The organism is Ruegeria sp. N10 (assembly GCF_056531545.1).
The window spans coordinates 338,029-361,345 of the sequence record NZ_JBQFLY010000002.1; the positions used below are offsets into that span (position 1 = coordinate 338,029).

Here is a 23,317-nt window from a genome sequence, read left to right on the forward strand (position 1 = left end):
CGGGGTTTGACCGTCCTGCAAGCACAGTCAATGCAAAACGGCAGTGCGGGTATCGTGGCCTGTCGTCGGAATCGCATTTCCCGTCGTCATACGCCGGAGCGTCAGGCCCAGTTCCTCCGACAGGGATGCCAGAGCAGGCGCAAAATCCGGGCGCACGATCAGTGACGCCATCATCATCGCGTCTTCGCGTGCCCCTTCGGATGCGGCGGCAACCATTTGGGCAAAACAATTCTCATCCGCGCCCAGACATGCACACCCCAGACCGTGCCTGATTAGCGGGCGTCGACAATGCGTTGCGCAAAGCGAACACAGACGATCCAGCGTCAGCATGGCGGCACGCCCATAATCTGATCCCAGCGCTATGCAAAAATCGCTCGCGATATCAGCGCGACCGCTTTCACCCTGGCTCCACATCCGCAGATACATCACCGCACCCGCTTCGACTGGATCAAGATCCGCCAGACGGCCGACCGCGGCACCGCCGCGCAATGAATGCGCGCTCATTTCGTCAGGATCAGTTTACCTGCACGGGTGATGCGCAGGGTATACAATTGGTCACCCAACTCGATATGGGCCAGGTGGCCACCTTTGGTCAAATCCTCGGCCTTGTGCGCAGGCAGCATCGAGACAGCATAACCTTGGGTTGGGGTCGGGTTCTGTACGTTCATCGGGGCATCTCCAGAGCGAGTCGGCATGGTGCCATACCTGTTGCGTTTCGTTTTATCTGGCTGACCCGAGAGGGTTGGCTTTCCGTTCCTGTCATTAAATCTGATTATTTTAGTAAGGAATGTCAAGCGCTGTTTCAAATCAGGCGTCATTGAGCCGATTGCGCCCCTGAAAACGACGGGTTAAGACTTGGGGCGGGTATTGAAAGGCAAGCAAAACATGACCGCAGCAGTTGTTTTTGATCTGGATGGAACGTTGGTCGACAGCGTCGGGGACCTGGCAGCAGCGGCCAATAAAACGCTGAATGGCGTCGGTCACGATCCTATACCCGTTGATGTGGTCAGAGGGTTTGTTGGCAATGGCCTTCCCAAACTGGTCGAGCGCCTGATGCGACACTGTGATTTGCCCATGGATCGCCACGCGGAACTCACACAACAGACACTGAAGCATTACAATGCGGCCGTCAGTGCAACGACTGTGCCTTATCCCGGAGTTCCCGAAGCCCTGGAAAAACTGAAACAGATGGGGTGCGTTCTTGGTATCTGCACCAACAAACCCGAAGCACCCGCACGTCACGTGCTGGAGGCGCTCAACCTATCCCGGTTCTTCGACGTTGTTTTCGGAGGTGATACATTGCCAATTCGCAAACCGGATCCGGGCCACCTGCTGGAAAGCTTCAAAGCACTTGGGACCTCGGGCACACGCTTGTATGTCGGCGACAGCGAAGTCGACGCAGAAACAGCTGTAAACGCCAGGATACCGTTTCTGTTGTTCACGGAAGGGTACCGCAAAACCCCGGTGGCCAGTATACCGCACACCGTTGCGTACAGTGCATCCGAAACACTGCCGACACTCGTGACCAAATTGATCCAGAACTAAGTACGTTCACACGATGTCAGTTATCAAACGAATGGCTTGGGCTTTCGCGAACCCCTAAAAGTTAAGAGGGGCCGGTCGAGGGGGTGTGACCAGCCCCTCATCGGGGAAAGTATATACCGTGTTTGTGTGTGGTAAGTACGGTAAGTCATGTGTACCCCCGATCGGCAGTTTGCGAAATTGGGGGATTCCCGTAGTTCGGCGAAAATAACTGAAAAACTGGAAAAAGACGCACGTCAGACCACACAATTTACCTGTGATAATTTGCCTGTAAGATAGCCCGACGGTTCGAACATTCGGTTCGCTGGTTGAATGGGTATAGGGTAACCCATGGAAAAACAGGCCAGAAATCAGAGAGCGGCGCATTTGCAAATCCTGCAGGGCATTCTGCCTTTTGACTGTGCGCGCCTTCCGGCGGAAATGCTGGCTGGTCTGAGTTTTGCCTGTCTCGCGATCCCCGAAGTCATGGGTTACACCAAAATCGCCGGCACTCCGGTCATGTCCGGGCTGTATACAATCCTGATTCCCATGGCTCTGTTTGCGCTGTTCGGCTCGTCCCGACACCTTGTTGTCGGTGCCGATTCGGCGACTGCAGCCATCACCGCCTCGGGGCTGGCGGGCTTGGCGGTGTCCGGAACCTCCGAGTATCTGGCACTTGCGTCCTTGCTGGCACTTATGGCTGCCATGCTTTTGATAGGTGCGCGTGTCATAGGACTAGGGTTTCTGGCCGATTTCCTGTCCAGAACGGTATTGGTCGGCTTTCTGACCGGCGTTGGCATTCAGGTTGCGACAGGTCAAATCCCCGGATTGTTGGGCATCGAATCCGCTGGGCACGGAACACTTGCGAGATTGAAGGACGTTTATTTCAACATATCCAACATCAACTGGCCAACCGTGATCGTCTCATCAGCCGTGTTGGGCATTGTCCTAGGATGCACAAGACTGTCGCGCAAAATCCCGGGGCCATTGGTTGCCATAGTCGGGGTAGTCCTGTGCAGTTGGGCCTTTTCATTCGGCACTTCCGGAATCTCGGTGTTGGGAGAGGTTGCCGGCGGTTTGCCCTCCTTCTCGATCCCGGACGTGCAGTGGAGCTGGACCTTGTTCAAACAACTGCTTCCCACGGCCCTGTCCATCTTCGTTGTCATTCTGGCACAAAGCGCCGCCACATCGCGGGCATACGCCTCAAGATATGATGAGACATTCAACGAAAACACGGACCTGATCGGACTGGGTCTTGCAAATTTCGGGGCTGCATTCATGGGAACATTTGTGGTCAATGGCAGCCCCACAAAGACTGAGATGGTCGCCAGCGCCGGAGGGCGCAGCCAGGTAGCGCAGCTGACAACAGTGGTAATAGTTCTGTTGGTTATCCTGTTTCTGACCAAGCCTTTAGCCTATCTTCCCACAGCAGCACTGTCGGCCATCGTTTTCCTGATCGGTCTCAAGCTGATCGACCTGCACGGAATGGCAACAATTTACAGGCAGGCCCGGTCCGAGTTCTGGGTTGCCACGGCAACTGCCACCGTGGTCGTTCTGGTTGGGGTCGAGCAAGGCGTCATTTTTGCCATGGTCTTGTCTCTGGTCGACCACACGCGCAGGGGATATCACCCAAAGAATTCGGTAGTATTGCGCACCGAGTCCGGTGGCTGGCGTTCAAAGGGATTGGAAGCGCCAAACCAGTTCGAACCCGGTCTGGTAATCTACCGGTTTTCACACGGTATGTACTACGCGAACATGCAGATTTTCACCGAGGAAGTGACAACAATCGTTCAGAACGCAGACGGCAAACTGACATGGTTCTGCATCGACGCCTCGGCAATTGACGTTGTCGATTTCACAGCCGGGTTCACTTTGTGCAGTATCGCCAATTTCCTGCGATCCAAGAGGATACGGCTGGTTTTCACGCTGGTCGAGCCAGATGTGAAAGCCGAGCTGGATCGCTACGGCATCACAGAACTGATTGGTGAAACTGCGTTTTATGAAAACGGCAAAGCCCTGCTGGATGCCTATCACACGCGCCCAAATCCCATGTGACCGTTAATCACCTGTAGCTTCGCGCCCTGGACATCTTCCCGTTCCCCGGATTGAAAGAGTTGGTCGGATCGCAGCATTTGTAATGCGCCGCCAAATCGGGTTTGGCTTTGTACATGTGCCCCACATAGTGTTCGGCAGGATATTCCGCACCGCACTCGTCAAACAGGGCCAGCATTGCCGCCTTCAGCGCCCTCGGGTTAGCCCCTTTTTTGACGATCTGTTCTCCGCCATTCAGCGACACCAACCTGCCAATCTGGCACGTCTTGATCAGAACCACCTCGCGGTCATAATTTCCGGGCGGTGTCTACCCTTCGGCCAATCCGGTATTTGCGGCCTGCATGATGACGATCGTGTCGGCTGCGACGCAGGCTTACAGGAAAACGGTGAACATGATGAAAAAAACGGTGCCGTTTGCAGAAAGCCGGTAGACCGCACCACATGTTCGATAAACTCGTCGCCATCCAGCACTGGCAGAACATAAGAGAACACCACCGTGCCGAGGATCAGATAATCGAGCCCGGTAAAGGTGCTCTCCAACCCTGTCCAAAGCATCAGGTTGTTATCCAAAAGATGGGCCAGTCCACAAAAAGCCACGCCCACGCCAGTCAGAACCCATACCACTGGATAGCCAGTGAACAACTCCGAAGGGGTCCAACACAACCAGTTTGCCCGCAAAAAGGTTAGGTTTCCCTTGCGGTTCTTTCGAAAACCCGGCGTCAAATATCTTGACCGGGCGGTTCCAAAAGACCGCCGGGTTCTAACAATGCCCGCTCTGACAGCCATGGGTTAAGTTCTAGTGCCTCGGCAAGGGCAGCGCGCGCGTCGTCAAGGCGCTTCAGACCCAACAATGACAAGGCGCGACCGCTCAGCGCACCTATGTGGTTCGGCGACAACTCGATCGTGACATTCAGATCCTGCAAGGCAGCAGCGAAGTCTTGTCTGAGATAGTTCACAAACGCACGCTGATTGTAGCCTTCGGCGTAGTTCGGGCAGTAATCGACAAGCTGGTCAAGCTCTTCCAACGCGCCCAGTAAATCCCAAGCCTCCCGCCGTGCCATTCCCCGGTCCAGCAAGCCTTGCGCACGCGCATCCGGCGCGTCCGTCCAAAGCTCCCACATCTGGTTGGAAATGGCGCGCGCATCACTTTGCGATTCTGCCTTCCGAACCTGATTGATTAGCGCATCCACACCTTCTGAATGATCCGGAGCATCAGGGCAGGACTGGGCGTGCGCCGCACAAGACAAGGCAACAACAGAAAGAGCAAAGAGGAAAGCATGTGTCATGTACCAAGGATGGCTCGTAATCCTGATCCGTCAAGCCTGATGCTCGAACCCACCCAAACTGCCGGCTTCCTTAACCGCCTCCATCGCCACAAAGGTCGAGGTGCTGGCGACATGCGGCATGGATGAAATCTTTTCGGCCAGAACACGACGATACTCTGACATCGTGGCTGTGCGGACCTTCAACAAATAGTCGAAATTCGAAGCAATCATATGGGCTTGCTCGACCTCGGCAGTTTTTCGGACAGCCGCATTGAACTCGGCCAGTGCCTTTTCGCGGGTATCGGTCAGGCGCACTTCGACAAAGGCAACGTGGTCCAGCCCCAGTCTGATCGGATCCAGCATCGCCCGGTATCCTTTGATCACCCCGCTTGCTTCAAGCCGTTTCAGGCGCGCCTGTGTCGGTGATTTCGACAGACCAATTTCGCGCGCAAGATCGGCGACCGAAATGCGCCCATCCTCGGCCAGAATTCTCAGAATCGACCGGTCAAACCGGTCCAGGTCAGGAAAGTTCATTTGCGCTGCTCTCTGGCGAAATTTCAGGTGTTCCGCCTTCAATTATCGTAAACTCAGGCGATTGTCCTGAGTTTTCGCAGGTATATTGGCACAAAGACCGGAGGACTCATGTCTCATACCCTGCGTACATTAATCGACACCTCAACCTATGCTGACCAGTCGGCGATCCTTGAAACCCTGATCTCTCAGGCCAGCCTGAGCGCCACAGACCGCAGCGCCATCAGCGCCGCCGCCGCGCAGCTTGTGCGCGACATCCGCTCCAGCACGTCTCCGGGGTTGATGGAGGTGTTTCTTGCCGAATACGGCCTGTCCACCGACGAAGGCGTCGCCCTGATGTGCCTGGCCGAAGCGCTGTTGCGCGTGCCGGATGCCGACACGATTGACGCGTTGATTGAAGACAAAATTGCCCCTTCGGACTGGGGCAAGCATCTTGGGCACTCGTCTTCATCCTTGGTGAACGCCTCAACCTGGGCGCTGATGCTGACGGGCAAGGTTCTGGACGAAGGCAAGGCCTCGCCTGTTGGCGCCCTGCGCGGGGCCATCAAGCGATTGGGTGAACCGGTGATCCGTACCGCCGTGTCGCGTGCGATGAAGGAAATGGGGCGGCAATTCGTGTTAGGTGAGTCCATCAACGCCGCGATGGAGCGTGCGCGCGGGATGGAAAACAAGGGATATACCTACTCCTACGACATGCTGGGAGAGGCCGCGCGAACCGAGGCGGACGCCGCGCGATATCACCTGTCGTATTCACGCGCCATCTCGGTCATCGCCGAAGCCTGCACCCATGAGGATATCCGCGCCAACCCGGGAATTTCAGTCAAGTTGTCAGCCCTGCATCCCCGTTATGAACTGGCGCAGGAAAAGCGCGTGATGGATGAACTGGTTCCCCGACTGCGGGCGCTGGCCCTTTTGGCCAAGGCCGCTGGCATGGGGCTAAACGTCGACGCCGAAGAGGCGGATCGCCTGTCTTTGTCACTGCAGGTGATTGAGGCGGTGATGTCCGATCCGGCGCTGGCCGGCTGGGATGGGTTCGGCATCGTGGTTCAGGCTTATGGGCCACGCGCGTCGCTGGTTCTGGACACGCTCTATGACATGGCGGAACGCCACGATCGCAAGCTGATGGTCCGTCTGGTCAAAGGCGCCTATTGGGATACCGAGATCAAACGCGCGCAGGTCGAAGGTGTGGACGGCTTTCCCGTCTTCACCCACAAGGCGGTCACCGATGTGTCCTATATCGCCAATGCGCGCAAATTGCTGGGCATGACAGACCGGATCTATCCGCAATTCGCCACCCACAACGCCCATACAGTCAGCGCCATCCTGCACATGGCCGAAGGTCAGCCTTTTGAATTCCAGCGCCTGCATGGCATGGGCGAGACATTGCATCAGCTTGTGATGAACAGGCAGAAGACCCGCTGCCGCATTTATGCACCGGTTGGCGCGCATCGTGACCTGCTGGCCTACCTTGTGCGGCGTTTGCTGGAAAACGGAGCGAACTCATCCTTCGTCAACCAGATTGTCGACGATAACGTCCCGCCGGAAGTGGTTGCCGCAGATCCGTTTGTTACTGTTCAAACGCCTCCGCCCCCGCTGCCCACCGGCCCCGAACTGTTCCAGCCGGATCGCCCCAATTCCAAGGGCTTCGATCTGCACCACACCCCGACGCTGGACAAGGTTGACGCAGCGCGGGACCAGTTCCGCGCGTATCACTGGTATGCACGGCCCTTGCTGGCTGACGCTGCCAAACCCCAGGCGGATGAGCAGGTAATCAACCCGGCGAATCCTCCCGACAAGCCGGGCGCGGTGGCTCCGGCGAGTGAAGCAGATGTGGAACTGGCGCTGGCTTCGGCAAAGCCATGGCAGGCCCCGGCAGTCGAACGTGCCCGTATCCTGAACTCTGCCGCCGATCTTTATGAAACACATTACGGCGAGTTGTTCGCCCTGCTGGCGCGTGAGGCTGGCAAGTCGCTGCCCGACGCGGTGGCGGAACTGCGTGAGGCGGTGGATTTCCTGCGTTACTACGCCGCCAACATTCCTGATGCCGAGCCCGCTGGCATATTTACCTGCATCAGCCCGTGGAACTTCCCGCTGGCGATTTTTTCCGGGCAGATTTCGGCTGCTTTGGCGACCGGGAACGCCGTTTTGGCCAAGCCTGCGCCGCAGACACCCCTGATCGCGCACCGCGCCATTCAATTGCTGCATGAGGCTGGTGTGCCGCGCGACGCGCTGCAATTGCTGCCGGGTGGTCCGGCCGTGGGCGCGGCGCTGACATCGGATGCGCGCGTCTCGGGCGTGGCCTTCACCGGTTCAACGGCAACCGCTCTCAGGATACGGTCGGCAATGGCTGGGTCCATGCGCCCCGGCACCCCGCTGATCGCGGAAACCGGCGGCCTGAACGCCATGATCGTTGACAGCACTGCACTTCCGGAACAGGCTGTGCAATCGATCATTGAAAGTGCCTTTCAATCCGCAGGCCAGCGGTGTTCGGCACTGCGATGCCTGTACCTGCAACAGGATATCGCAGATGACGTGCTGACCATGCTCAAAGGGGCAATGGATGCCCTGCGCATCGGGGACCCCTGGCTGATCTCTACCGATTGCGGCCCGGTGATCGACGCGCAGGCCCGGCAGGTCATCGCCGATCACGTCGCTACGGCACGGGCCGAAGGACGCGTTCTGAAAGAGCTGCCGCTGCCGCCCGAAGGCATCTTTGTTGCCCCAACGTTGATCGAAATCTCGGGCATTGCCGCGCTGAAGCGTGAGATTTTTGGCCCCGTGTTGCACGTGGTAAGATTCAAAGCGCAGGAGATCGACAAGGTCATCGCGGATATCAACGCAACCGGATACGGGCTGACCTTTGGCCTGCAAACCCGGATCGACGACCGGGTGCAGCATGTGACCGAAGCTATCCATGCCGGAAACATCTATGTAAACCGCAATCAGATCGGTGCCATCGTTGGCTCCCAACCTTTTGGCGGTGAAGGGCTGTCAGGCACCGGTCCGAAGGCGGGCGGCCCGAATTACATGGCCCGGTTCTGTGCACCGGATCGGCAAACCACGACAGAAACCTGGGAGCATTTGGGAGACCTACCTGCTCCTCAGGGCCAGCCTGCCCCAATCCGGACCCGTTCTCTGCCCGGCCCAACCGGAGAATCGAACCGGCTGAGCGAATATCCCCGCCCGCCTCTTCTGTGCATGGGGCCGGGGGAAACGGCAGCGCGCGCGCAGGCTGACGCCGTACTGGCGCTGGGTGGCACGGCCATTCAGGCAACCGGAATGCTTGACCTTCACCGGTTGGAGAACCTGACCGGTATCTCGGGTGTCCTTTGGTGGGGCGACGCTGAAACCGCGCAGCAGATCGAACAGCACCTGGCCCGCCGGAACGGTCCCATTGTGCCCCTGATTCCGGGCAGACCCGACCGCGCGCGTGTGCTGGGTGAACGCCATGTGTGTGTCGATACGACCGCAGCCGGTGGAAACGCTGCGTTGTTGGGAGGTGCGGCATAAGCTTGCCTTGACGCTGGGCGCGCAAAAGCCCAGCGTCACCTCATGTTTCCGATCCGCGACCATAACCCCTCAGGGCGCACGCCTTATGTTGTCTACGCCTTATTGGCGGCCAACATCCTGATCTTCCTCAGCTATGTGGGGATCATGAATGATGCGCCACTTATCAACCGGCTGTTCTTCGACTATGCCATCATCCCGGCGCGGGTCAGTGATGGGGTTGGTCTGGAAACCCTTGTGACATCCATGTTCCTGCATGGGGGATGGATGCATCTGGCCGGGAACATGCTGTTCTTATGGATATTCGGCGACAATCTGGAAGATGAAATGGGCCATCTGCCCTTTTTGCTGTTCTATCTGGTCGCAGGTATCGGCGCAGGTCTGATCCATGTGGTTACAGGGCCGGACTCTCAGGTGCCTACCGTCGGCGCCTCGGGCGCGATTGCAGGTGTCATGGGTGGATACCTGCTGCTGTTTCCCAAGGCGCGTGTGGATATTCTGCTGATCCTGGTTGTCTATTTCAGGGTCTTTACCATCCCCGCTTTCATCATGCTGGGCGTATGGCTGGCGATTCAGTTCTTTGGCAGCGTCACCAGCAACCCGGACGAAGGCGGTATCGCCTATTGGGCCCATACCGGCGGGTTTGCCGTGGGCCTGCTCCTATGCGTGCCATTGTGGCTGCGGCGCGGTGGCGTGCAGTTTTGGAACCGCACGCACGGGCACCCGCCCCACCCAGAGGCAACGTACAAGCTGTCGCAGTCACGTATTCCGCGCGTTCCGCGTCGATAAAGCTGGGCTAAGAGGCGATCAGCCCCGGATGACTTTGGCGAATTGATCAAAGATCGGTTCATTCGAACAGATCACTTCACCATCTTCTAGCGCGTTGCCCTCGAGGTTCAGGGCCTGTACGAAGCCGCCCGCCTCTTTCACGATGATGATACCGGCGGCAACATCCCACGCGTTCAGGCGGCGTTCCCAGAAACCTTCGTACCGACCCGCGGCCACATATGCCATGTCAAGCGCCGCAGCACCCCAACGGCGCACACCGGCGCAAGCGGGCATCAGACGCGCCAGATCCTGCAGGGTTGCAGGCAGGTCAGAACGACCCCCAAAGGGCAGGCCGGTTGCAAAGATCGATTCAATCATGCGGTGACGCCCCGACACACGAATTCGGGTGTCGTTCATCCACGCACCTTCGCCTTTTTCAGCAAAGAACATCTCATCCTTGGCAGCATCATAGATCACGCCAGCAACGATCTTGCCCTTATGTTCCAGTGCAATCGAAATTGCCCAATGCGGCAGGCCATGTAGAAAATTGGTGGTGCCGTCCAGCGGATCGACGATCCAGCGGCGGGTCGGGTCTTCTCCGTCGATGGAACCGCCCTCTTCGGCCAGCCAGCCATAGGTCGGGCGTGCGCCCAGCAATTCGTCCTTCAGGATGGCCTCGGCCGCGATGTCGGCCTTGGAGACAAAGTCGCCCGCGCCTTTCATCGACACCTGCAGATTCTCGACTTCACGAAAGTCCTTGACCAAAGAACGCCCCGCCTTGCGCGCGGCCTTGATCATGATGTTGAGATTTGCACTGCCAACCATTGTAAAAGGGCTCCTGTCCGGTCAAACCGCGCGTATACTGCCGCAAGGCTTCCTTGCCAAGAGGAATGATACGCATAACAGACCCGCAGAAAACGCCTCTACCGGGATTGCAGCTTGTGCGCCTCTTCGCGGGCCAGTTTCACCAGTTCCTGCACGTAGGGTTTATCCAGATCATCTGATCGGACCGCTGCGTAAAGGCGACGCGTGATCCCCTCTTTGGTCAGGGGCCGGGTCACATAGTCCGAGTTGTATTTGACCTCGCGCACGACCCAATCCGGCAGAACCGAGATGCCTCGGTTTGATGCCACCAGAAGCAGGATCACAGCTGTCAGTTCCACCTGCCTGATCGAGGCAGGTTCGACCCGTGCAGGGATCAACAATTGGCTGAACACATCCAGACGTGTGCGTTCCACCGGGTAGGTGATCAGGGTCTGGCCTCGGAAATCCTCAGCCTCGATATAGGCTTTTTCCGCCAGTGGATGGGCTGATGCAGCGACAAAGACGGGGTTGTAGTCAAACAGTTCCACAAACTCGACACCCGGCAGATCTTCGGGATCGGATGAGACCACCAGATCAACCTCTTCCTTCTGCAAGGCTGGAAGGGCGTCGAAGGCCAGACCGGGTCGAATATCTACATCCACATCGCCCCAGGATTTCCTGAAGGATTCGAGAACCGGAAACAGCCATTCGAAACACGCGTGACATTCGATGGCGATATGCATCCGTCCGGTACGCCCGTCCCGCAGCGATGAAAACTCATTCTGTGCCGCCTCGACCTGCGGCAGGATCTGCTCGGCCAACCGCAGCAGACGCAAACCGGCGGCTGACAGCTTCATCGGCTTTGAACGTCGCAGAAACAGCTCGACCCCGGCCTGATCCTCCAACCCTTTGACCTGATGACTCAATGCGGATTGGGTGATGTTCAATTGGTCGGCAGCGCGTGCCAACCCACCACATTCATGGATCGCCTTGATGGTTCGCAGGTGCCGGAATTCAATGTGCATCTCAAGTATCGTTCATGTTGTTGTTGAATAATATGAGTTTGTCTCACAATGCCTGTCATGGCACAAGATAGTCAGTTGATCCAGTGAGGCAGCCATGTCCAAACCCGAAATTTCATTCGAGTTCTTTCCGCCCAAAACTCTGGAGGCTTCTTTCCGCCTTTGGGATACGGTCCAGACATTGGCACCGCTGGAGCCCCGTTTTGTTTCCGTCACCTACGGTGCAGGCGGTACGACCCGGGAACTGACGCGCGACGCGGTCGCAACCCTGCATAAATCCTCTGGTTTGAACGTCGCTGCGCATCTGACCTGTGTTGACGCTTCGCGGCAGGAAACGCTGGAGATCGCCGACACATTCGCACGTGCGGGCGTGCAGGACATCGTGGCCCTGCGGGGCGACCCGCCAAAAGGGCATGATCGGTTCGTACCGCACCCCGAAGGCTTTAACAGTTCGATTGAGTTGATTGAGGCGCTGGCTGAAACCGAAATGTTCAGCATCCGTGTCGGGGCTTATCCTGACAAGCACCCTGAAGCCGCCGACATGTCAGCAGACGTGGATTGGCTGAAGGCCAAACTTGACGCGGGCGCTGACGAAGCGCTGACGCAATTCTTTTTCGAGGCCGAAACCTTCTTTCGTTTCCGTGATGCCTGCGCCAAGGCAGGTATCAATAAACCGATCGTTCCGGGCATTCTGCCGATAGAAAACTGGGCAGGTGCGCGCAAGTTCGCCAAAAGCTGTGGCACACATATTCCCGATTGGGTCGAACAAGCCTTTGAAAAGGCCGTGCGCGACGGGCGTGAGGATCTGCTGGCAACTGCGATCTGCACCGAGTTGTGCTCGGACCTGATCGAAGGTGGCGTGGACAAGCTGCATTTCTATACCCTGAACCGCCCGGAATTGACGCGCGATGTGTGCTTTGCCCTTGGGATCACGCCGCAGGTCGATCTTCAAAACGTCGCCTGACAACTGAAAAATCCAATGATTCGCCCGGGTTACTAACTTGTCCGGGCGTTTTCCTTTTCTTGTGCGTGACCTGTATCACAGTTACATCCGTGAATTCACGCCTTTGCGGAACAATGGATTCTTCGCATCGCGATTGTTGTCAGCTTCCCTCTCAATCAACAGTGAAATTTGACAAAACCATGCCCTCGGCAACACTAGGGGTGTGTAGTTTTTAATGAGTGTTTTGAGTATGGAACCTGTCGATAAGGTCAGGGCACGCACGGATGCCCTGGCAGATCTGGGCCTGAACCCGTCTGCCAATTCCAGTGAAATACGAGAGGCGTGGCGTCACATCGCCTTTCACACGCATCCTGATCACAAGGAAGGCGACAGTTCCGGGTTTTCACGCGCCAAGGCAGCCTATGATTTTCTGCGCAAAGAAGGGCTGGCGACAAAGGGCGGTGCCGCTGCTGGCCCGCCACAACCACGTCGGGCACGGTTGAAGAAACGAATCATCGAGCTTCCGCAGGAGGATATTGCCGCATGCGAGGCGATGCTGAATCCCGGGCAGGCGCTGTCGCATATGAACAGTCAGACTGGTATTCAACCCAAATGCGGCAGCGATGTTGCTGACCATGTTCCCGACGCGGTCGGATGCTATGGGCGGCACCTGACTTACTTTGTCACGACTCCGGTCAATCAGGGCGCAAATCGTGTGGCTTTGCCAACGACCGTTCTGACCAGTGCGCGGCACACCACAGCGGAAATCCTGAGCTTTCAGTCCAGCGACACGGGCGCCGGGGAGGTTGTCATTCCCGATACGATCCGCGAACGCAAATTTCCGGGTGCCAAGAGCGTCAGGATCCGGTTTGACGCCGACCAGACGATACGGGATCAGTTCTGGCTTGCTGGCTGAACGAAAAAGCCCGGCTGGGTAAGCCGGGCTTTGTGCAATTTTGGCCGGGTCAGTTTTTCACCGGACCTTCCGAGGTAAATTTCGGGATCACGCTGGTCGAGGCGTCAGACGGCTCGATACCCGGCCAGTTGCCTTCAGCAAGGTTGATGTTGCCCGGAATGTCTTCTTCGAAGAACCCGACGACCACATCCGTGATGTTGAGATACAGCTTGTCGTCAACGATCCGCCACAAGTTCGGGTTTGCCGGAACCTTGCCACCGCGCGACACGCCATAGGCGCAGTGCCCATCATATTGCGGCGCATAATAGGCCGGGTTTTCCAGAAATTTGTCGCGGTTTTCCTCGGACGAGAATGCCCAGGTTGCACCATTGTATTCGGCAGTAATGCTGGCATTGCCACGCACGCCTTCGTGCTGTGGCTGACCTACCGGTACCTGATCCAGGTTGCGATAGGCGACAACATCATACCCCGAGACGGCAAACCCTGTGCCGTCAATATATTGCGGCCCGGCAAATGCCGGAACGGCCAGGGCCATGGCCGCAGCAAAGGTCAAAGCAAAGCGTTTCATGTAGTTTATCCTTTTCGTTCCAGCGGTATCGGTGACGCCGTGATGGCAGGTCTGGCAAAACAATATGCGATTCCCATTCTGTTCGTAGCCCTCCTCGCGCCGCTGTGACCCCTCTCGAGCAAACGTGAGAGTTTGGTCGCGGATTATTACAAATTATGCCGGAAAAGCTGGGTTGGACTCGGCGGATTGCAACACTACCTGTAAGACTGCACCGAACGCGGCCCGGACAAAGGCATGAAAGGCAAGAAATGAGCGACCAATCTTCGTATACCCCACCAGCAGTCTGGACATGGGATAGTGAAAGTGGCGGACAGTTCGCCAACATTAACCGACCTATTGCCGGCGCAACCTATGACAAGGACTTGCCGGTTGGACGTCACCCATTGCAGTTGTATTCCCTTGCCACGCCCAACGGTGTCAAAGTCACGGTAATGCTGGAAGAGTTGCTGGCATTGGGTCACGAAGGCGCTGAATACAACGCCTGGCTGATCAACATCGGCGATGGCGACCAGTTCGGTTCAGGGTTTGTCGAGGCCAACCCAAACTCGAAAATTCCGGCCCTTTGGGATCGCTCTGGCGACAAGCCGGTTCGGGTGTTTGAAAGTGCCTCAATCCTGTTTCATCTGGCTGAGAAGTTCGGAGAGTTTCTGCCCGCGTCCGGGCCGGAACGGACCGAAGTCATGAACTGGATATTCTGGCAAATGGGCAGCGCCCCTTATCTGGGTGGCGGGTTTGGCCATTTCTACGCTTACGCGCCTGAAAAGTGGGAATACCCGATCAACCGCTTTGCGATGGAGGCAAAACGCCAGTTGGACGTTCTGGACAGGGAACTGGCGAACAAGACCTATATCGCGGGCGAGGAATATACCATTGCCGACATGGCGATCTGGCCGTGGTACGGTCAACTGGTTCTGGGCCGACTGTATAGCGCGGCAGAGTTCCTTGACGCAGAATCCTACAAGAACGTGGTGCGCTGGGCCAAGGCGATAGACGCGCGGCCTGCGGTTCAGCGTGGCCGTATGGTCAACCGCGCCTTTGGCGAGCCGCACACACAGCTTCACGAGCGTCACGACGCCAGCGATTTCGAAACACGTACGCAGGACAAACTGGACGCTGCTGCGGAATAGCAGCGTCCCATCCTGGTGGCACGCGGCGCAACATGCGCCGCGTGTTTGCGTTTTGGTCGTTATTTCAGAATTGGCGGTTTCGCGGGATTGCTGCCCGGAACCTCGCGCACCAGATCTGCAACCTGCGGTTCGGGCAGGTCAAAGCGAAGCCCGGTCTTCGCCAACAGCGCGGCAGCGACGTCATCTGTGGCAAAGAACCCGACATCCATCGCCCCCGCCTCGATCCCGGAAAACGTCAGCGCCTCCGAAGCTGCTTTGGCCAGGGCGGGCTCGGCCCCTTCGATTGCACCGACAAACCCCAGCAAATGACCCTGAGCGCCCGCCTCGGATTTCGTGGCGACCAGATAGGCTGCACTGGCAAGCCCGCCAGCAGTTGCCAGCTTTGCATCAAGGGCGGTCAACAGGCTGTCCGGCAAACCGGCGGGAGGCATGAACTCGGCCAGCTTTTCCTCGACCTCTTCCGGGCCAAGCTGCAACGTTTCGGCCAGCCAGCCCAAGGCCTCGGCAGGCACCAGCATGGATGATGGAGCAGTTTCCAGGTTCAGGCCCAGCCCGATACCCTGACCCGCCAGCATCCCCGACAACACGCGCCCCGACAGCGCAACATAAGGCACGGGCCGCCCGGCAAACCGCGCCAATCGTTCCTCGCGGTCGAAAGCCAACACAAAGCGCCCATCGGCCACATCGAACACTTCGGGCGAGATGTTTTCGCCCACCGCTTCCTCGGTCAGCATCAAAAACAGCTCGCTATCTGCAAGCCGTTCAAAAAACCGCAGACGGGTGGCATCGTTCTGCGGATCTGCCAGCATCGTGGCATGCGCCGTGTCCAACGCTGTGGTTTCAGTCATTCAGCACCTCTTGAACCCGCGCGCGCAGAACCGGCAGCAGTTCTGCCTCGAACCACGGGTTTTTCTTTACCCATGCCGTATTCCGCCAGGACGGATGAGGCAAGGCAAAGACCCGCGGCGCATGGTCCTGCCAGTTCCGAACGGTATCTGTCACCGACCCGCGCGCGCCCAGATGATATTTATGCGCATGACCGCCGACCAACACCGTCAACGGCACCTGCCCCAGTTCCTGCATCACCCTGTCATGCCAGGTATTGCCGCATATCACGGGCGGAGGAAGGTCCGCACCGCGGGCATCATAGCCGGGGAAACAGAATGCCATGGGCACAATCGACACGAGGTCACGATCATAAAAAACAGGTTCATTGACCCCAAGCCAGTGGCGCAGCCTGTCGCCTGACGGGTCAGTAAAGGGCTGCCCCGACTCGTGCACGCGCGCACCCGGTGCCTGCCCTGCGATCAGGATGGGTGTTCCGCGCCGAAACCAAACCACCGGGCGGGGTTCATGAGCAGTTTTGGTTTGCGTAAAGGACGCAGCGCACAGGCGGCACGCGCGGATTTCGCCATCTAGATTTTCCATCTGGTTGCGTAACCTCCCAAAGCTGTTTTGCAAAGATCAGGTGTGAAACCACATAATAAAGGTGCGGCAGATTACCAGAAGTGCAGCGGAATTGCCGACAACCGATCAGTTGTTTGCGGGTTTGGCAGCAACGCATTGAACATTTGTTTCGTAATTCGACATAATGTAGCCAACATGGATTGGTAAAAACCATCCTTTCTGACCGCCTGAAAGCGCGGCGACACAACGGAAACGAGCAGCAGGCCCCGAATGCTAGAGTTCGACAATGTCAGCAAGTCCTTCTGGACCGGGACGCGCCGCAAGGTGATCCTGGACAGGGTCTCGTTCCGTGTCGAACTGGGTACGTCGCTGGGCGTTCTGGCCCCGAATGGTACTGGCAAAACCACACTGATCAACATGATGGCCGGTCTGGAAAAGCCCGACGAAGGTGTGATCCGCCGCGAATGCCGGGTCTCTTTTCCCATGGGTTTTACCGGGGGTGTAACCGGCAAGTTGTCAGCGCTTGAGAACGCGCGATACATCGCCAAGATTTACGGCATGGACCCGGACTATGTTGAGGCGTATTGCAAATGGCTCTGCGGCTTGGGTGAATATTTCGAACAGCCGTTGTCCACCTATTCTTCGGGGATGCGATCACGATTCACGTTTTCTTTGATGCTGGCGCTGGATTTCGACATGTATCTTGTCGATGAAGGGATGCCAGCATCTACCGATGTTGAATTCAACGAAAAGGCAGGGGCGATCCTGAAGGAAAGGTTGCGCACTACGACTTTGGTGATCGTGTCGCACAGCCCGACTGTATTGGAGAAATTCGCTCAGCAAGCCGCCGTTCTGCTGGACGGGCAATTGTACATGTTTGACTCCTTGGAAGAGGCAAAGCAGCTATATGACTACGAAACCCAAGGTTAGAAAGTACAACTGGCGCAACAATCGTCAGGTGGAAGATTCGGCCGAGGCGCGTGCGGATGCAATCTCTCGCATACGGGGCGCGACGCAAGGCCAGGCACCAGCGGCCGAGGCTCAGCCAGGCACGCAAATTGACGACATCAAGCGCGAAGGCCTGACAGGCCGCCAGTTGCGCATCGCGCGAAAACTGGCGCAGAAACACGGACTGGCAGCAACATCGGACTATGATGCGGTGCGCTTGCTGCGCAAGAAAGGCATTGATCCGTTTCAGCGCACGAACCTTCTTGATCTTGCCGCGGCAAAGCCCTCGGCACAGGGCGACAGTTCGAAGGTCAAAGACAAGATCAGCATTCAGTTGCCGCAATCCATTGGCGCAAGCACACCGAACCTTCCGGGACCCGAGCTCAGCCCGGCTGAGCGGCGCAACCTTGAAATCGGTCAGATTCAGAAGGACATCGCGCGTCGACGCAGGCGTAAGCTGTTTGGCCTTTTCGCACGTTTGGCCGCTTTTGTGTTCCTGCCGACTTTTGTTGTGGGGTTCTATTTCTATCGCATCGCCACCCCGATGTATGCCAGCGATTCCGAGTTTCTGATCCTGCAAGCCGATGGCGGGCCAGGCTCTATCGGCGGGCTGCTTGCCGGGACGCAATTCGCCACCACGCAGGATTCCATCTCGGTTCAGTCTTTCCTGGAGTCGAAAGAGGCTTTGTTGCTGCTGGATCGGGACGCAGGGTTTTCCGATGTCTTCAGGCAGGAAAAGATTGATCCGATTCAAAGGCTATCACCCGACGCCACGCTGGAAGACGCATACAAGCTGTTCAAACGCATGATCACCATCGGGTATGACCCAACCGAAGGGGTCATTCGGATGGAGGTTGTAGCACCGGACGCACAGACCTCGACCGAGTTCTCGGAGCGTTTGATCTCTTACGCCGAAGATCGGGTGAATGCCCTGTCCGGCAAGAAGCGCGAAGACCAGATGCGCGATGCATTGGAAAGCTTTGAAGCGGCGCAGGAGGCGCGGCGGCAGGCGCAGGAGGAATTGATCGAGCTTCAGCTTCAAGGGGCGGTGCTGGACCCCGAGAATGTCATTGCCAGCCTGCGCGCCCGCATCAACGAGATCGAGATATTGGTGCAGGACAAAGAGCTTGAACTTGCCGCCCTGCAGGACAACCTGCGCCCGAACAAAGCCAAGGTTGACGGTGTCAAGGCTGACATTGCCCGGCTTGAAAAGGTGCTGGAACAACTGAATGCCGAGATGCAGGATGCTTCCGATGGCGAAAATTCGCTGGCGCGGTTGAGCGTGCGCATCCAGATCGCTCAAGCGGATCTGGCGGCGCGGGACATGATGCTGCAAACGGCAATGCAGCAAATGGAATCGACCCGATCCGAAGCCAATCGGCAGGTGCGTTATCTGACCGTCTCGGTGAACCCGATCCCCAGTCAGGAACCCAGCTATCCGCGCAAGTTCGAAAATACGATTTTGGCATTCCTGTTGTTTGCTGGTATCTACCTCATGATCTCGCTTACCGCGTCGGTCCTTCGTGAACAGGTATCCTCATAAGACTCATGAAACATGTAAAAATCTCCGACCTGACAGTCGGCAACGACCTTCCGCTGACCATCATTGCAGGCCCCTGCCAGCTTGAAACGGCAGACCACGCGCAGATGATTGCTGGCAAGATGAAAGAGGCCTGCGACGCAGCCGGTGCGCAATATGTCTTCAAAGCATCTTATGACAAGGCAAACCGGACCTCGCTGTCCGGCAAGCGCGGCATGGGCATTGATGCGGGGTTGCAGGTTCTGGATAGCATCCGCAAATCGATGGGCATTCCGGTCCTGACCGATGTTCATACCGAAGCGCAGTGCGCCATCGCCGCCGAGGCGGTAGACGTCCTGCAAATCCCGGCGTTTTTGTGCCGCCAGACGGATATGCTGCTCGCTGCGGGCAATACCGGCGCAGTGGTCAATGTAAAAAAGGGTCAGTTTCTCGCGCCGTGGGAGATGCCCAATATCGTGTCCAAGATCGAAAGCACGGGGAATCATAATATCTTGCTGACCGAACGTGGCACTTCGTTCGGCTATAACACGCTGGTGGCTGATATGCGGTCCCTGCCGCAAATGGCCCAAACCGGTTATCCGGTGGTGATGGATGCGACCCATTCCGTGCAGCAACCGGGTGGAAAAGGTGGCTCCTCGGGCGGGCAACGCGAATTTGCTCCGGTCATGGCGCGCGCCGCCGTGTCGCTGGGTATTGGCGCGGTGTTCATTGAAACACACCAAGATCCGGACAATGCCCCTTCGGATGGGCCCAACATGATTCCGTTGGATCAGATGCCCCAACTCATTGACACTTTGATGCGCTTCGATGCGCTGGCCAAAGCTGATCCTATTCAGATTTAACGATTGAGACTTGTTATGACCAAACCGATTCCCGAGGTAACACCAAACACCTGGAGCTTTCTCCGCAACGCAATGATCAAACCCACCGGGTTTCGCGAATACGACGCCCGATGGAAGTATCCGGAAGAGATTAACCTGCCGGGCATGACGGCGCTTGGCCTAGGACTTGGCACGCAAATGCGCAGGCGCGGGATCGAGCCCGTGATCGCTGTAGGAAACGATTACCGTGACTATTCACTGGCGATCAAAAACGCCCTGATCCTGGGTTTGATACAGGCCGGTATCCGCGTGAAAGACATTGGCCCTGCGCTTAGCCCGATGGCCTATTTCGCACAGTTTCACCTGGATGTACCGGCCGTGGCGATGGTTACGGCCAGCCACAATCCAAACGGCTGGACTGGGGTCAAAATGGGCTTTGACCGCCCTTTGACACACGGCCCCGACGAGATGTCTGAATTGCGCGACATCGTTCTGAATGGCGAAGGTCAGACGCATGCGGGTGGATCTTGGGAATTCGTCGAGGGCGTGAAAGAAGCGTATATCGACGACCTCGTCGGCGATTTCAAAGTGTCCCGCCCGCTAAAGGTTGTCTGCGCAACCGGAAACGGCACCGCTTCGGCCTTTGCGCCCGAAATCTTCGAACGGATGGGGGTTGAGGTCGTCCCCAGCCATAACCGGCTGGATTACACTTTCCCGAATTACAACCCGAACCCCGAAGCGATGGAAATGCTGCATGACATGGCGGCAACGGTAAAATCCAGCGGTGCCGATCTGGCACTTGGGTTTGACGGTGACGGTGATCGTTGCGGCGTCGTCGATGATGAAGGTGAAGAAATCTTTGCCGACAAGGTGGGCGTGATCATGGCCCGCGATCTGGCCAAGCTGCACCCCGGATCGACCTTTGTCGCAGATGTGAAATCTACTGGCCTGTTTGCCAGCGATCCCGAGCTACAGGCCCTTGGCGTCAAGGCAGATTACTGGAAAACCGGCCACAGCCACATGAAACGGCGCGTCAAAGAAATCGGTGCGCTGGCTGGGTTTGAAAAGTCGGGCCATTACTTTCTGGCCGAGCCGGTCGGGCGCGGTTATGACTGCGGAATGCGCGTCGCGGTCGAGATCTGTAAACTGATGGACCGCAACCCGGATCAAAGCATGTCCGACCTGCGCAAAGCTCTGCCCAAGACCTGGTCGACGCCCACCATGTCACCCTATGCAGCAGATACCGAAAAATACGATATCCTGCAGCGACTGGTCGACAAGCTGGTTGCCAAAAGCGAAGCTAATGAGACATTTGCTGGCCGCGCGATCAAGGAGGTCGTTACGGTGAACGGCGCACGTGTGATTCTGGACAATGGCAGCTGGGGGCTGGTGCGGGCTTCATCCAACACACCCAATCTGGTGGTCGTGTGTGAAAGCAGCGAAAGCGAAGCTGAGATGCGTGCGATCTTTGCCGATATCGATGCGGTGATCCGAACCGAACCCAGTGTTGGCGATTACGACCAGACCATCTGAAGAAAAATGCTTGGGACATATCTGATTGCCCCAAGCGCAACACTTGCTCAGTTGCCGCCAAACAGTTTGAGCAGCCCTTTCTTCGCCTCTTCTTCAAGCTTGTTCTTGAGCGCATCTTCGATCTGATCGCTGTCCGTGATGGTGGTGTCCAGCTCGTTTCCAACCTTCTCGAAAACTTTCTGTTTCGCGTCGTTTTCCAGCTCTTTAACCTTCACATCTGCCGCCGCTTCGATGACCTTGGACAGGTCCGGCTTGATTGACGGGTTGCTCCACGGGCCAACGATGCGCACAGGCACCGAGATGCCCTGCCCCGAATTGGCACGCAAAGCTACAGGCGTGAACAGATAATCGATATTGCGCGCACCCAGCCCCACGACCCCCTGACCATCGGCGCGGTAATTCTTGAGCGACATAAGCAGATCGTTATTCGTCAATACACCCTGATCGATGATGAAGCTGGCCGACAGGCTGTTGAACACCGTTGTTCCGCCCGATCCGGTCCCCTGCCCCATAAGTCGATCCAGATCGAAACCGGATATTACCCCCGTCCCGACATCCAGATTTCCCTTCCCGCTGAGAGAGCGCATGATCTGATCCTCAGACTGACCGACACCCAGAAACTCAATGGTTCCTGCCGCGCTTCCCGACAGGCGTTCGACACCGGCCAACGTTGACAATGCCTGTTTCAGATCAATCTCACTTGCCGTCACCTTGCCGCCCACGGACAGGCCATTGCGATTGTTGGCAACCACCTGCCCGTTCAACTGACCCGAAAACAACGTCGCCGGATGCATCGCAAGAACCGCCCGCGCGTGATCCAGTGTCAGCGTCAGGTCACTTTTCCCAAACGTCATGCCGGGAACTGCGATTGAGTTGGCCGTCAGGCGAATATTGCCATTCGCCAAAGCCAACGCGGATGCGTCGATTGGGTCTTTTGACCAGCCCTCTTGAACTGGTGAGGCAGATTGAGACGCGCCACCCAGCCCAGCGCCGGTTTCAGATATCTTCGACAGGTCCAGATCGCCCGCATCCAGGCGTGCGACGATCTGAGGGGGATCGGAAATGGTGATATCCGCCTCTCCGACAAACCGGTTGCCATCCAACTGCGCTGTCATATTTCGCAGGGAAATCCGACCGTCCCGCGTATAGGTCATTTGCGAAGAGATATCGGCAACGTTACCCAATCCCGACGGCACAGCCACGCCCGCCTGACCGAAGGCCGCCAGCATCTTTTCTGTATCTTGGGTGATGATCTTTGTGGTTCCGTCCATCTCTCCGGCCAGATTGACGTGGCCGTCAAAGCCAATCTTACCACCCGGTGCAGTCAGGACCAATTCAAGCGCGGTTACGAACCCTGCGGCAAAGCCTGGCAAGTCCGGAATCTTCAAATCAACCTGAACAGCACCTCCGGGTACAGGCATTGATGCCTCCATTACCATCGGTGCAGTGACCTGAGGCCAACTGGCCGACAAGGTTACATCAGGAAAGTCCATCTGCGTGGCACCGTCTTCCACATAGATCAGTCGCGCATTATTAAGCTGCAACTCTTCCAAAGTTACGGCCGACGATGCGCTGGCCGGAACCGTCCCTGCAGACGGTGTGGCAGTCGCGGTGGTCACAGGCACGCTCAGCTCCCAGTTTCCGCGCCCTTGCGAACGCTCCAGCCGCAGCACCGGGTTTTCCGCGAAAACGCGTTTGATCCGCAGATCCCCATTCAAAAGCGCAGCAGCATCCACGCCCACGGCAAGGCTATCAGCGCTCAGCATCGGCTCTGGCCCGGCCCAGCTGGCGTTCCCAAAACGCACGGGCCCGGTTTCCATCCCCAGCACCGGCCAGAACGACAGGCGCACGTCGCCGCTCAATCTCAGTTCGCGCCCGGTCTGGGCTTTGACCTGCTCAGCCAGAATCGCGCCAAGCTTGTCTCCGGGCATCAGCAAAAGCGCGCCAATTACCAGCGCAATCACTGCCACAACAATAAACAGGATGCGTATCAGCCATTTCATGATCTGCTCTCCGCCTTTTGGCTTGTCTTTGCCGCGATCAT

Annotated in this window: 22 protein-coding genes; 11 read left to right on the top strand and 11 right to left on the bottom strand. The window is 57.3% G+C overall.

Annotated features, from left to right (window positions below):
• Positions 1 to 27: 27 nt before the first annotated feature.
• Together ACR0JI_RS04965 and hemP are read right to left on the bottom strand one after the other, a co-directional pair.
• On the bottom strand, positions 28 to 504 hold the full coding sequence (locus tag ACR0JI_RS04965) for a hypothetical protein (protein ID WP_480475589.1): 477 nt from the start codon (positions 502 to 504) through the stop codon (positions 28 to 30).
• Positions 501 to 668, bottom strand: a complete 168-nt coding sequence (gene hemP, locus ACR0JI_RS04970) for a hemin uptake protein HemP (protein WP_209504713.1) — start codon at positions 666 to 668, stop codon at positions 501 to 503. The genes ACR0JI_RS04965 and hemP overlap by 4 nt, the downstream gene beginning before the upstream one ends.
• Positions 669 to 885: 217 nt before the next feature.
• Here hemP and gph point away from each other — a divergent pair, with 217 nt between their 5' ends.
• Complete coding sequence (gene gph, locus ACR0JI_RS04975; RefSeq protein WP_480475587.1) at positions 886 to 1,545, top strand: phosphoglycolate phosphatase; 660 nt, start codon at positions 886 to 888, stop codon at positions 1,543 to 1,545.
• A 327-nt stretch (positions 1,546 to 1,872) separates the two neighbouring features.
• A complete protein-coding gene (locus ACR0JI_RS04980) occupies positions 1,873 to 3,576 on the top strand; it encodes a SulP family inorganic anion transporter (RefSeq protein ID WP_480493656.1) in 1,704 nt (567 codons plus the stop codon).
• 7 nt (positions 3,577 to 3,583) lie between these two features.
• Here the strand turns inward: ACR0JI_RS04980 and ACR0JI_RS04985 are convergent, their stop codons facing one another.
• The 3 genes from ACR0JI_RS04985 to ACR0JI_RS04995 form a co-directional block, all read right to left on the bottom strand.
• Entirely contained in the window at positions 3,584 to 3,853 is a 270-nt protein-coding gene (locus tag ACR0JI_RS04985) for a hypothetical protein (RefSeq protein ID WP_480493655.1), read from the bottom strand.
• A gap of 439 nt (positions 3,854 to 4,292) precedes the next feature.
• Positions 4,293 to 4,859 carry a tetratricopeptide repeat protein gene (locus ACR0JI_RS04990; protein WP_480493654.1) on the bottom strand — a complete coding sequence of 189 codons (567 nt, stop codon included), beginning with the start codon at positions 4,857 to 4,859 and terminating at the stop codon, positions 4,293 to 4,295.
• Between the two features lie 30 nt (positions 4,860 to 4,889).
• Complete coding sequence (locus ACR0JI_RS04995; protein WP_480475581.1) at positions 4,890 to 5,372, bottom strand: Lrp/AsnC family transcriptional regulator; 483 nt, start codon at positions 5,370 to 5,372, stop codon at positions 4,890 to 4,892.
• A 108-nt stretch (positions 5,373 to 5,480) separates the two neighbouring features.
• On the opposite strand from ACR0JI_RS04995, the gene putA reads away from it, so the two are divergent.
• A complete protein-coding gene (putA, locus tag ACR0JI_RS05000) occupies positions 5,481 to 8,879 on the top strand; it encodes a bifunctional proline dehydrogenase/L-glutamate gamma-semialdehyde dehydrogenase PutA (protein WP_480493653.1) in 3,399 nt (1,132 codons plus the stop codon).
• A 42-nt stretch (positions 8,880 to 8,921) separates the two neighbouring features.
• A complete protein-coding gene (locus ACR0JI_RS05005; protein WP_480493652.1) occupies positions 8,922 to 9,665 on the top strand; it encodes a rhomboid family intramembrane serine protease in 744 nt (247 codons plus the stop codon).
• Between the two features lie 18 nt (positions 9,666 to 9,683).
• On the opposite strand, the gene ACR0JI_RS05010 is transcribed toward ACR0JI_RS05005, so the two are convergent.
• Positions 9,684 to 10,469: an inositol monophosphatase family protein gene (locus ACR0JI_RS05010; RefSeq protein ID WP_480475575.1), complete on the bottom strand. Its 786-nt coding sequence runs from the start codon at positions 10,467 to 10,469 to the stop codon at positions 9,684 to 9,686.
• 98 nt (positions 10,470 to 10,567) lie between these two features.
• Positions 10,568 to 11,473 carry a LysR family transcriptional regulator gene (locus ACR0JI_RS05015; protein WP_480475573.1) on the bottom strand — a complete coding sequence of 302 codons (906 nt, stop codon included), beginning with the start codon at positions 11,471 to 11,473 and terminating at the stop codon, positions 10,568 to 10,570.
• 94 nt (positions 11,474 to 11,567) lie between these two features.
• On the opposite strand from ACR0JI_RS05015, the gene metF reads away from it, so the two are divergent.
• Both metF and ACR0JI_RS05025 read left to right on the top strand, forming a co-directional pair.
• Entirely contained in the window at positions 11,568 to 12,434 is an 867-nt protein-coding gene (gene metF, locus ACR0JI_RS05020; RefSeq protein ID WP_480475571.1) for a methylenetetrahydrofolate reductase [NAD(P)H], read from the top strand.
• A gap of 229 nt (positions 12,435 to 12,663) precedes the next feature.
• Complete coding sequence (locus ACR0JI_RS05025; protein ID WP_480493651.1) at positions 12,664 to 13,329, top strand: DnaJ domain-containing protein; 666 nt, start codon at positions 12,664 to 12,666, stop codon at positions 13,327 to 13,329.
• A 49-nt stretch (positions 13,330 to 13,378) separates the two neighbouring features.
• Here the strand turns inward: ACR0JI_RS05025 and ACR0JI_RS05030 are convergent, their stop codons facing one another.
• A complete protein-coding gene (locus ACR0JI_RS05030) occupies positions 13,379 to 13,897 on the bottom strand; it encodes a YHS domain-containing (seleno)protein (RefSeq protein ID WP_480475567.1) in 519 nt (172 codons plus the stop codon).
• A 248-nt stretch (positions 13,898 to 14,145) separates the two neighbouring features.
• Between ACR0JI_RS05030 and yghU the strand changes: the two genes are divergently transcribed.
• The gene (yghU, locus tag ACR0JI_RS05035) at positions 14,146 to 15,024 is read left to right on the top strand and encodes a glutathione-dependent disulfide-bond oxidoreductase (RefSeq protein ID WP_480475565.1); all 879 of its coding nucleotides are present in this window, start codon (positions 14,146 to 14,148) and stop codon (positions 15,022 to 15,024) included.
• A 59-nt stretch (positions 15,025 to 15,083) separates the two neighbouring features.
• On the opposite strand, the gene ACR0JI_RS05040 is transcribed toward yghU, so the two are convergent.
• Positions 15,084 to 15,872, bottom strand: a complete 789-nt coding sequence (locus ACR0JI_RS05040; protein WP_480475563.1) for an SseB family protein — start codon at positions 15,870 to 15,872, stop codon at positions 15,084 to 15,086.
• The gene (locus ACR0JI_RS05045; protein WP_480475561.1) at positions 15,865 to 16,452 is read right to left on the bottom strand and encodes a uracil-DNA glycosylase family protein; all 588 of its coding nucleotides are present in this window, start codon (positions 16,450 to 16,452) and stop codon (positions 15,865 to 15,867) included. Before ACR0JI_RS05045 ends, ACR0JI_RS05040 begins: the two co-directional genes overlap by 8 nt.
• Before the next feature lie 249 nt (positions 16,453 to 16,701).
• Here ACR0JI_RS05045 and ACR0JI_RS05050 point away from each other — a divergent pair, with 249 nt between their 5' ends.
• Genes ACR0JI_RS05050 through ACR0JI_RS05065 form a run of 4 tightly spaced genes read left to right on the top strand, consistent with a single transcriptional unit; the run spans position 16,702 to position 21,273 of the window.
• A complete protein-coding gene (locus tag ACR0JI_RS05050; protein ID WP_209504732.1) occupies positions 16,702 to 17,361 on the top strand; it encodes an ABC transporter ATP-binding protein in 660 nt (219 codons plus the stop codon).
• The gene (locus ACR0JI_RS05055; protein WP_480475559.1) at positions 17,339 to 18,922 is read left to right on the top strand and encodes a capsule biosynthesis protein; all 1,584 of its coding nucleotides are present in this window, start codon (positions 17,339 to 17,341) and stop codon (positions 18,920 to 18,922) included. Before ACR0JI_RS05050 ends, ACR0JI_RS05055 begins: the two co-directional genes overlap by 23 nt.
• A 5-nt stretch (positions 18,923 to 18,927) precedes the next feature.
• Positions 18,928 to 19,761 carry a 3-deoxy-8-phosphooctulonate synthase gene (gene kdsA / locus ACR0JI_RS05060; protein ID WP_480475557.1) on the top strand — a complete coding sequence of 278 codons (834 nt, stop codon included), beginning with the start codon at positions 18,928 to 18,930 and terminating at the stop codon, positions 19,759 to 19,761.
• Positions 19,762 to 19,776: 15 nt separating this feature from the next.
• A complete protein-coding gene (locus ACR0JI_RS05065; protein ID WP_480475555.1) occupies positions 19,777 to 21,273 on the top strand; it encodes a phosphomannomutase/phosphoglucomutase in 1,497 nt (498 codons plus the stop codon).
• A 47-nt stretch (positions 21,274 to 21,320) separates the two neighbouring features.
• Here ACR0JI_RS05065 and ACR0JI_RS05070 read toward each other — a convergent pair whose 3' ends face one another.
• Positions 21,321 to 23,276, bottom strand: coding sequence for an AsmA family protein (locus ACR0JI_RS05070; RefSeq protein ID WP_480475553.1), 1,956 nt, complete (start codon positions 23,274 to 23,276; stop codon positions 21,321 to 21,323).
• Between the last annotated feature and the right edge of the window lie 41 nt (positions 23,277 to 23,317).

Bases quoted from the DNA above. Each gene is read 5' to 3' on its own strand.
- ACR0JI_RS04965 (WP_480475589.1), bottom strand. From the start codon at position 504: ATGAGCGCGCATTCATTGCGCGGCGGTGCCGCGGTCGGCCGTCTGGCG.
- hemP (WP_209504713.1), bottom strand. From the start codon at position 668: ATGAACGTACAGAACCCGACCCCAACCCAAGGTTATGCTGTCTCGATG.
- gph (WP_480475587.1), top strand. From the start codon at position 886: ATGACCGCAGCAGTTGTTTTTGATCTGGATGGAACGTTGGTCGACAGC.
- ACR0JI_RS04980 (WP_480493656.1), top strand. From the start codon at position 1,873: ATGGAAAAACAGGCCAGAAATCAGAGAGCGGCGCATTTGCAAATCCTG.
- ACR0JI_RS04990 (WP_480493654.1), bottom strand. From the start codon at position 4,859: ATGACACATGCTTTCCTCTTTGCTCTTTCTGTTGTTGCCTTGTCTTGT.
- ACR0JI_RS04995 (WP_480475581.1), bottom strand. From the start codon at position 5,372: ATGAACTTTCCTGACCTGGACCGGTTTGACCGGTCGATTCTGAGAATT.
- putA (WP_480493653.1), top strand. From the start codon at position 5,481: ATGTCTCATACCCTGCGTACATTAATCGACACCTCAACCTATGCTGAC.
- ACR0JI_RS05005 (WP_480493652.1), top strand. From the start codon at position 8,922: ATGTTTCCGATCCGCGACCATAACCCCTCAGGGCGCACGCCTTATGTT.
- ACR0JI_RS05010 (WP_480475575.1), bottom strand. From the start codon at position 10,469: ATGGTTGGCAGTGCAAATCTCAACATCATGATCAAGGCCGCGCGCAAG.
- ACR0JI_RS05015 (WP_480475573.1), bottom strand. From the start codon at position 11,473: ATGCACATTGAATTCCGGCACCTGCGAACCATCAAGGCGATCCATGAA.
- metF (WP_480475571.1), top strand. From the start codon at position 11,568: ATGTCCAAACCCGAAATTTCATTCGAGTTCTTTCCGCCCAAAACTCTG.
- ACR0JI_RS05025 (WP_480493651.1), top strand. From the start codon at position 12,664: ATGGAACCTGTCGATAAGGTCAGGGCACGCACGGATGCCCTGGCAGAT.
- ACR0JI_RS05030 (WP_480475567.1), bottom strand. From the start codon at position 13,897: ATGAAACGCTTTGCTTTGACCTTTGCTGCGGCCATGGCCCTGGCCGTT.
- yghU (WP_480475565.1), top strand. From the start codon at position 14,146: ATGAGCGACCAATCTTCGTATACCCCACCAGCAGTCTGGACATGGGAT.
- ACR0JI_RS05040 (WP_480475563.1), bottom strand. From the start codon at position 15,872: ATGACTGAAACCACAGCGTTGGACACGGCGCATGCCACGATGCTGGCA.
- ACR0JI_RS05045 (WP_480475561.1), bottom strand. From the start codon at position 16,452: ATGGAAAATCTAGATGGCGAAATCCGCGCGTGCCGCCTGTGCGCTGCG.
- ACR0JI_RS05050 (WP_209504732.1), top strand. From the start codon at position 16,702: ATGCTAGAGTTCGACAATGTCAGCAAGTCCTTCTGGACCGGGACGCGC.
- ACR0JI_RS05055 (WP_480475559.1), top strand. From the start codon at position 17,339: ATGACTACGAAACCCAAGGTTAGAAAGTACAACTGGCGCAACAATCGT.
- kdsA (WP_480475557.1), top strand. From the start codon at position 18,928: ATGAAACATGTAAAAATCTCCGACCTGACAGTCGGCAACGACCTTCCG.
- ACR0JI_RS05065 (WP_480475555.1), top strand. From the start codon at position 19,777: ATGACCAAACCGATTCCCGAGGTAACACCAAACACCTGGAGCTTTCTC.
- ACR0JI_RS05070 (WP_480475553.1), bottom strand. From the start codon at position 23,276: ATGAAATGGCTGATACGCATCCTGTTTATTGTTGTGGCAGTGATTGCG.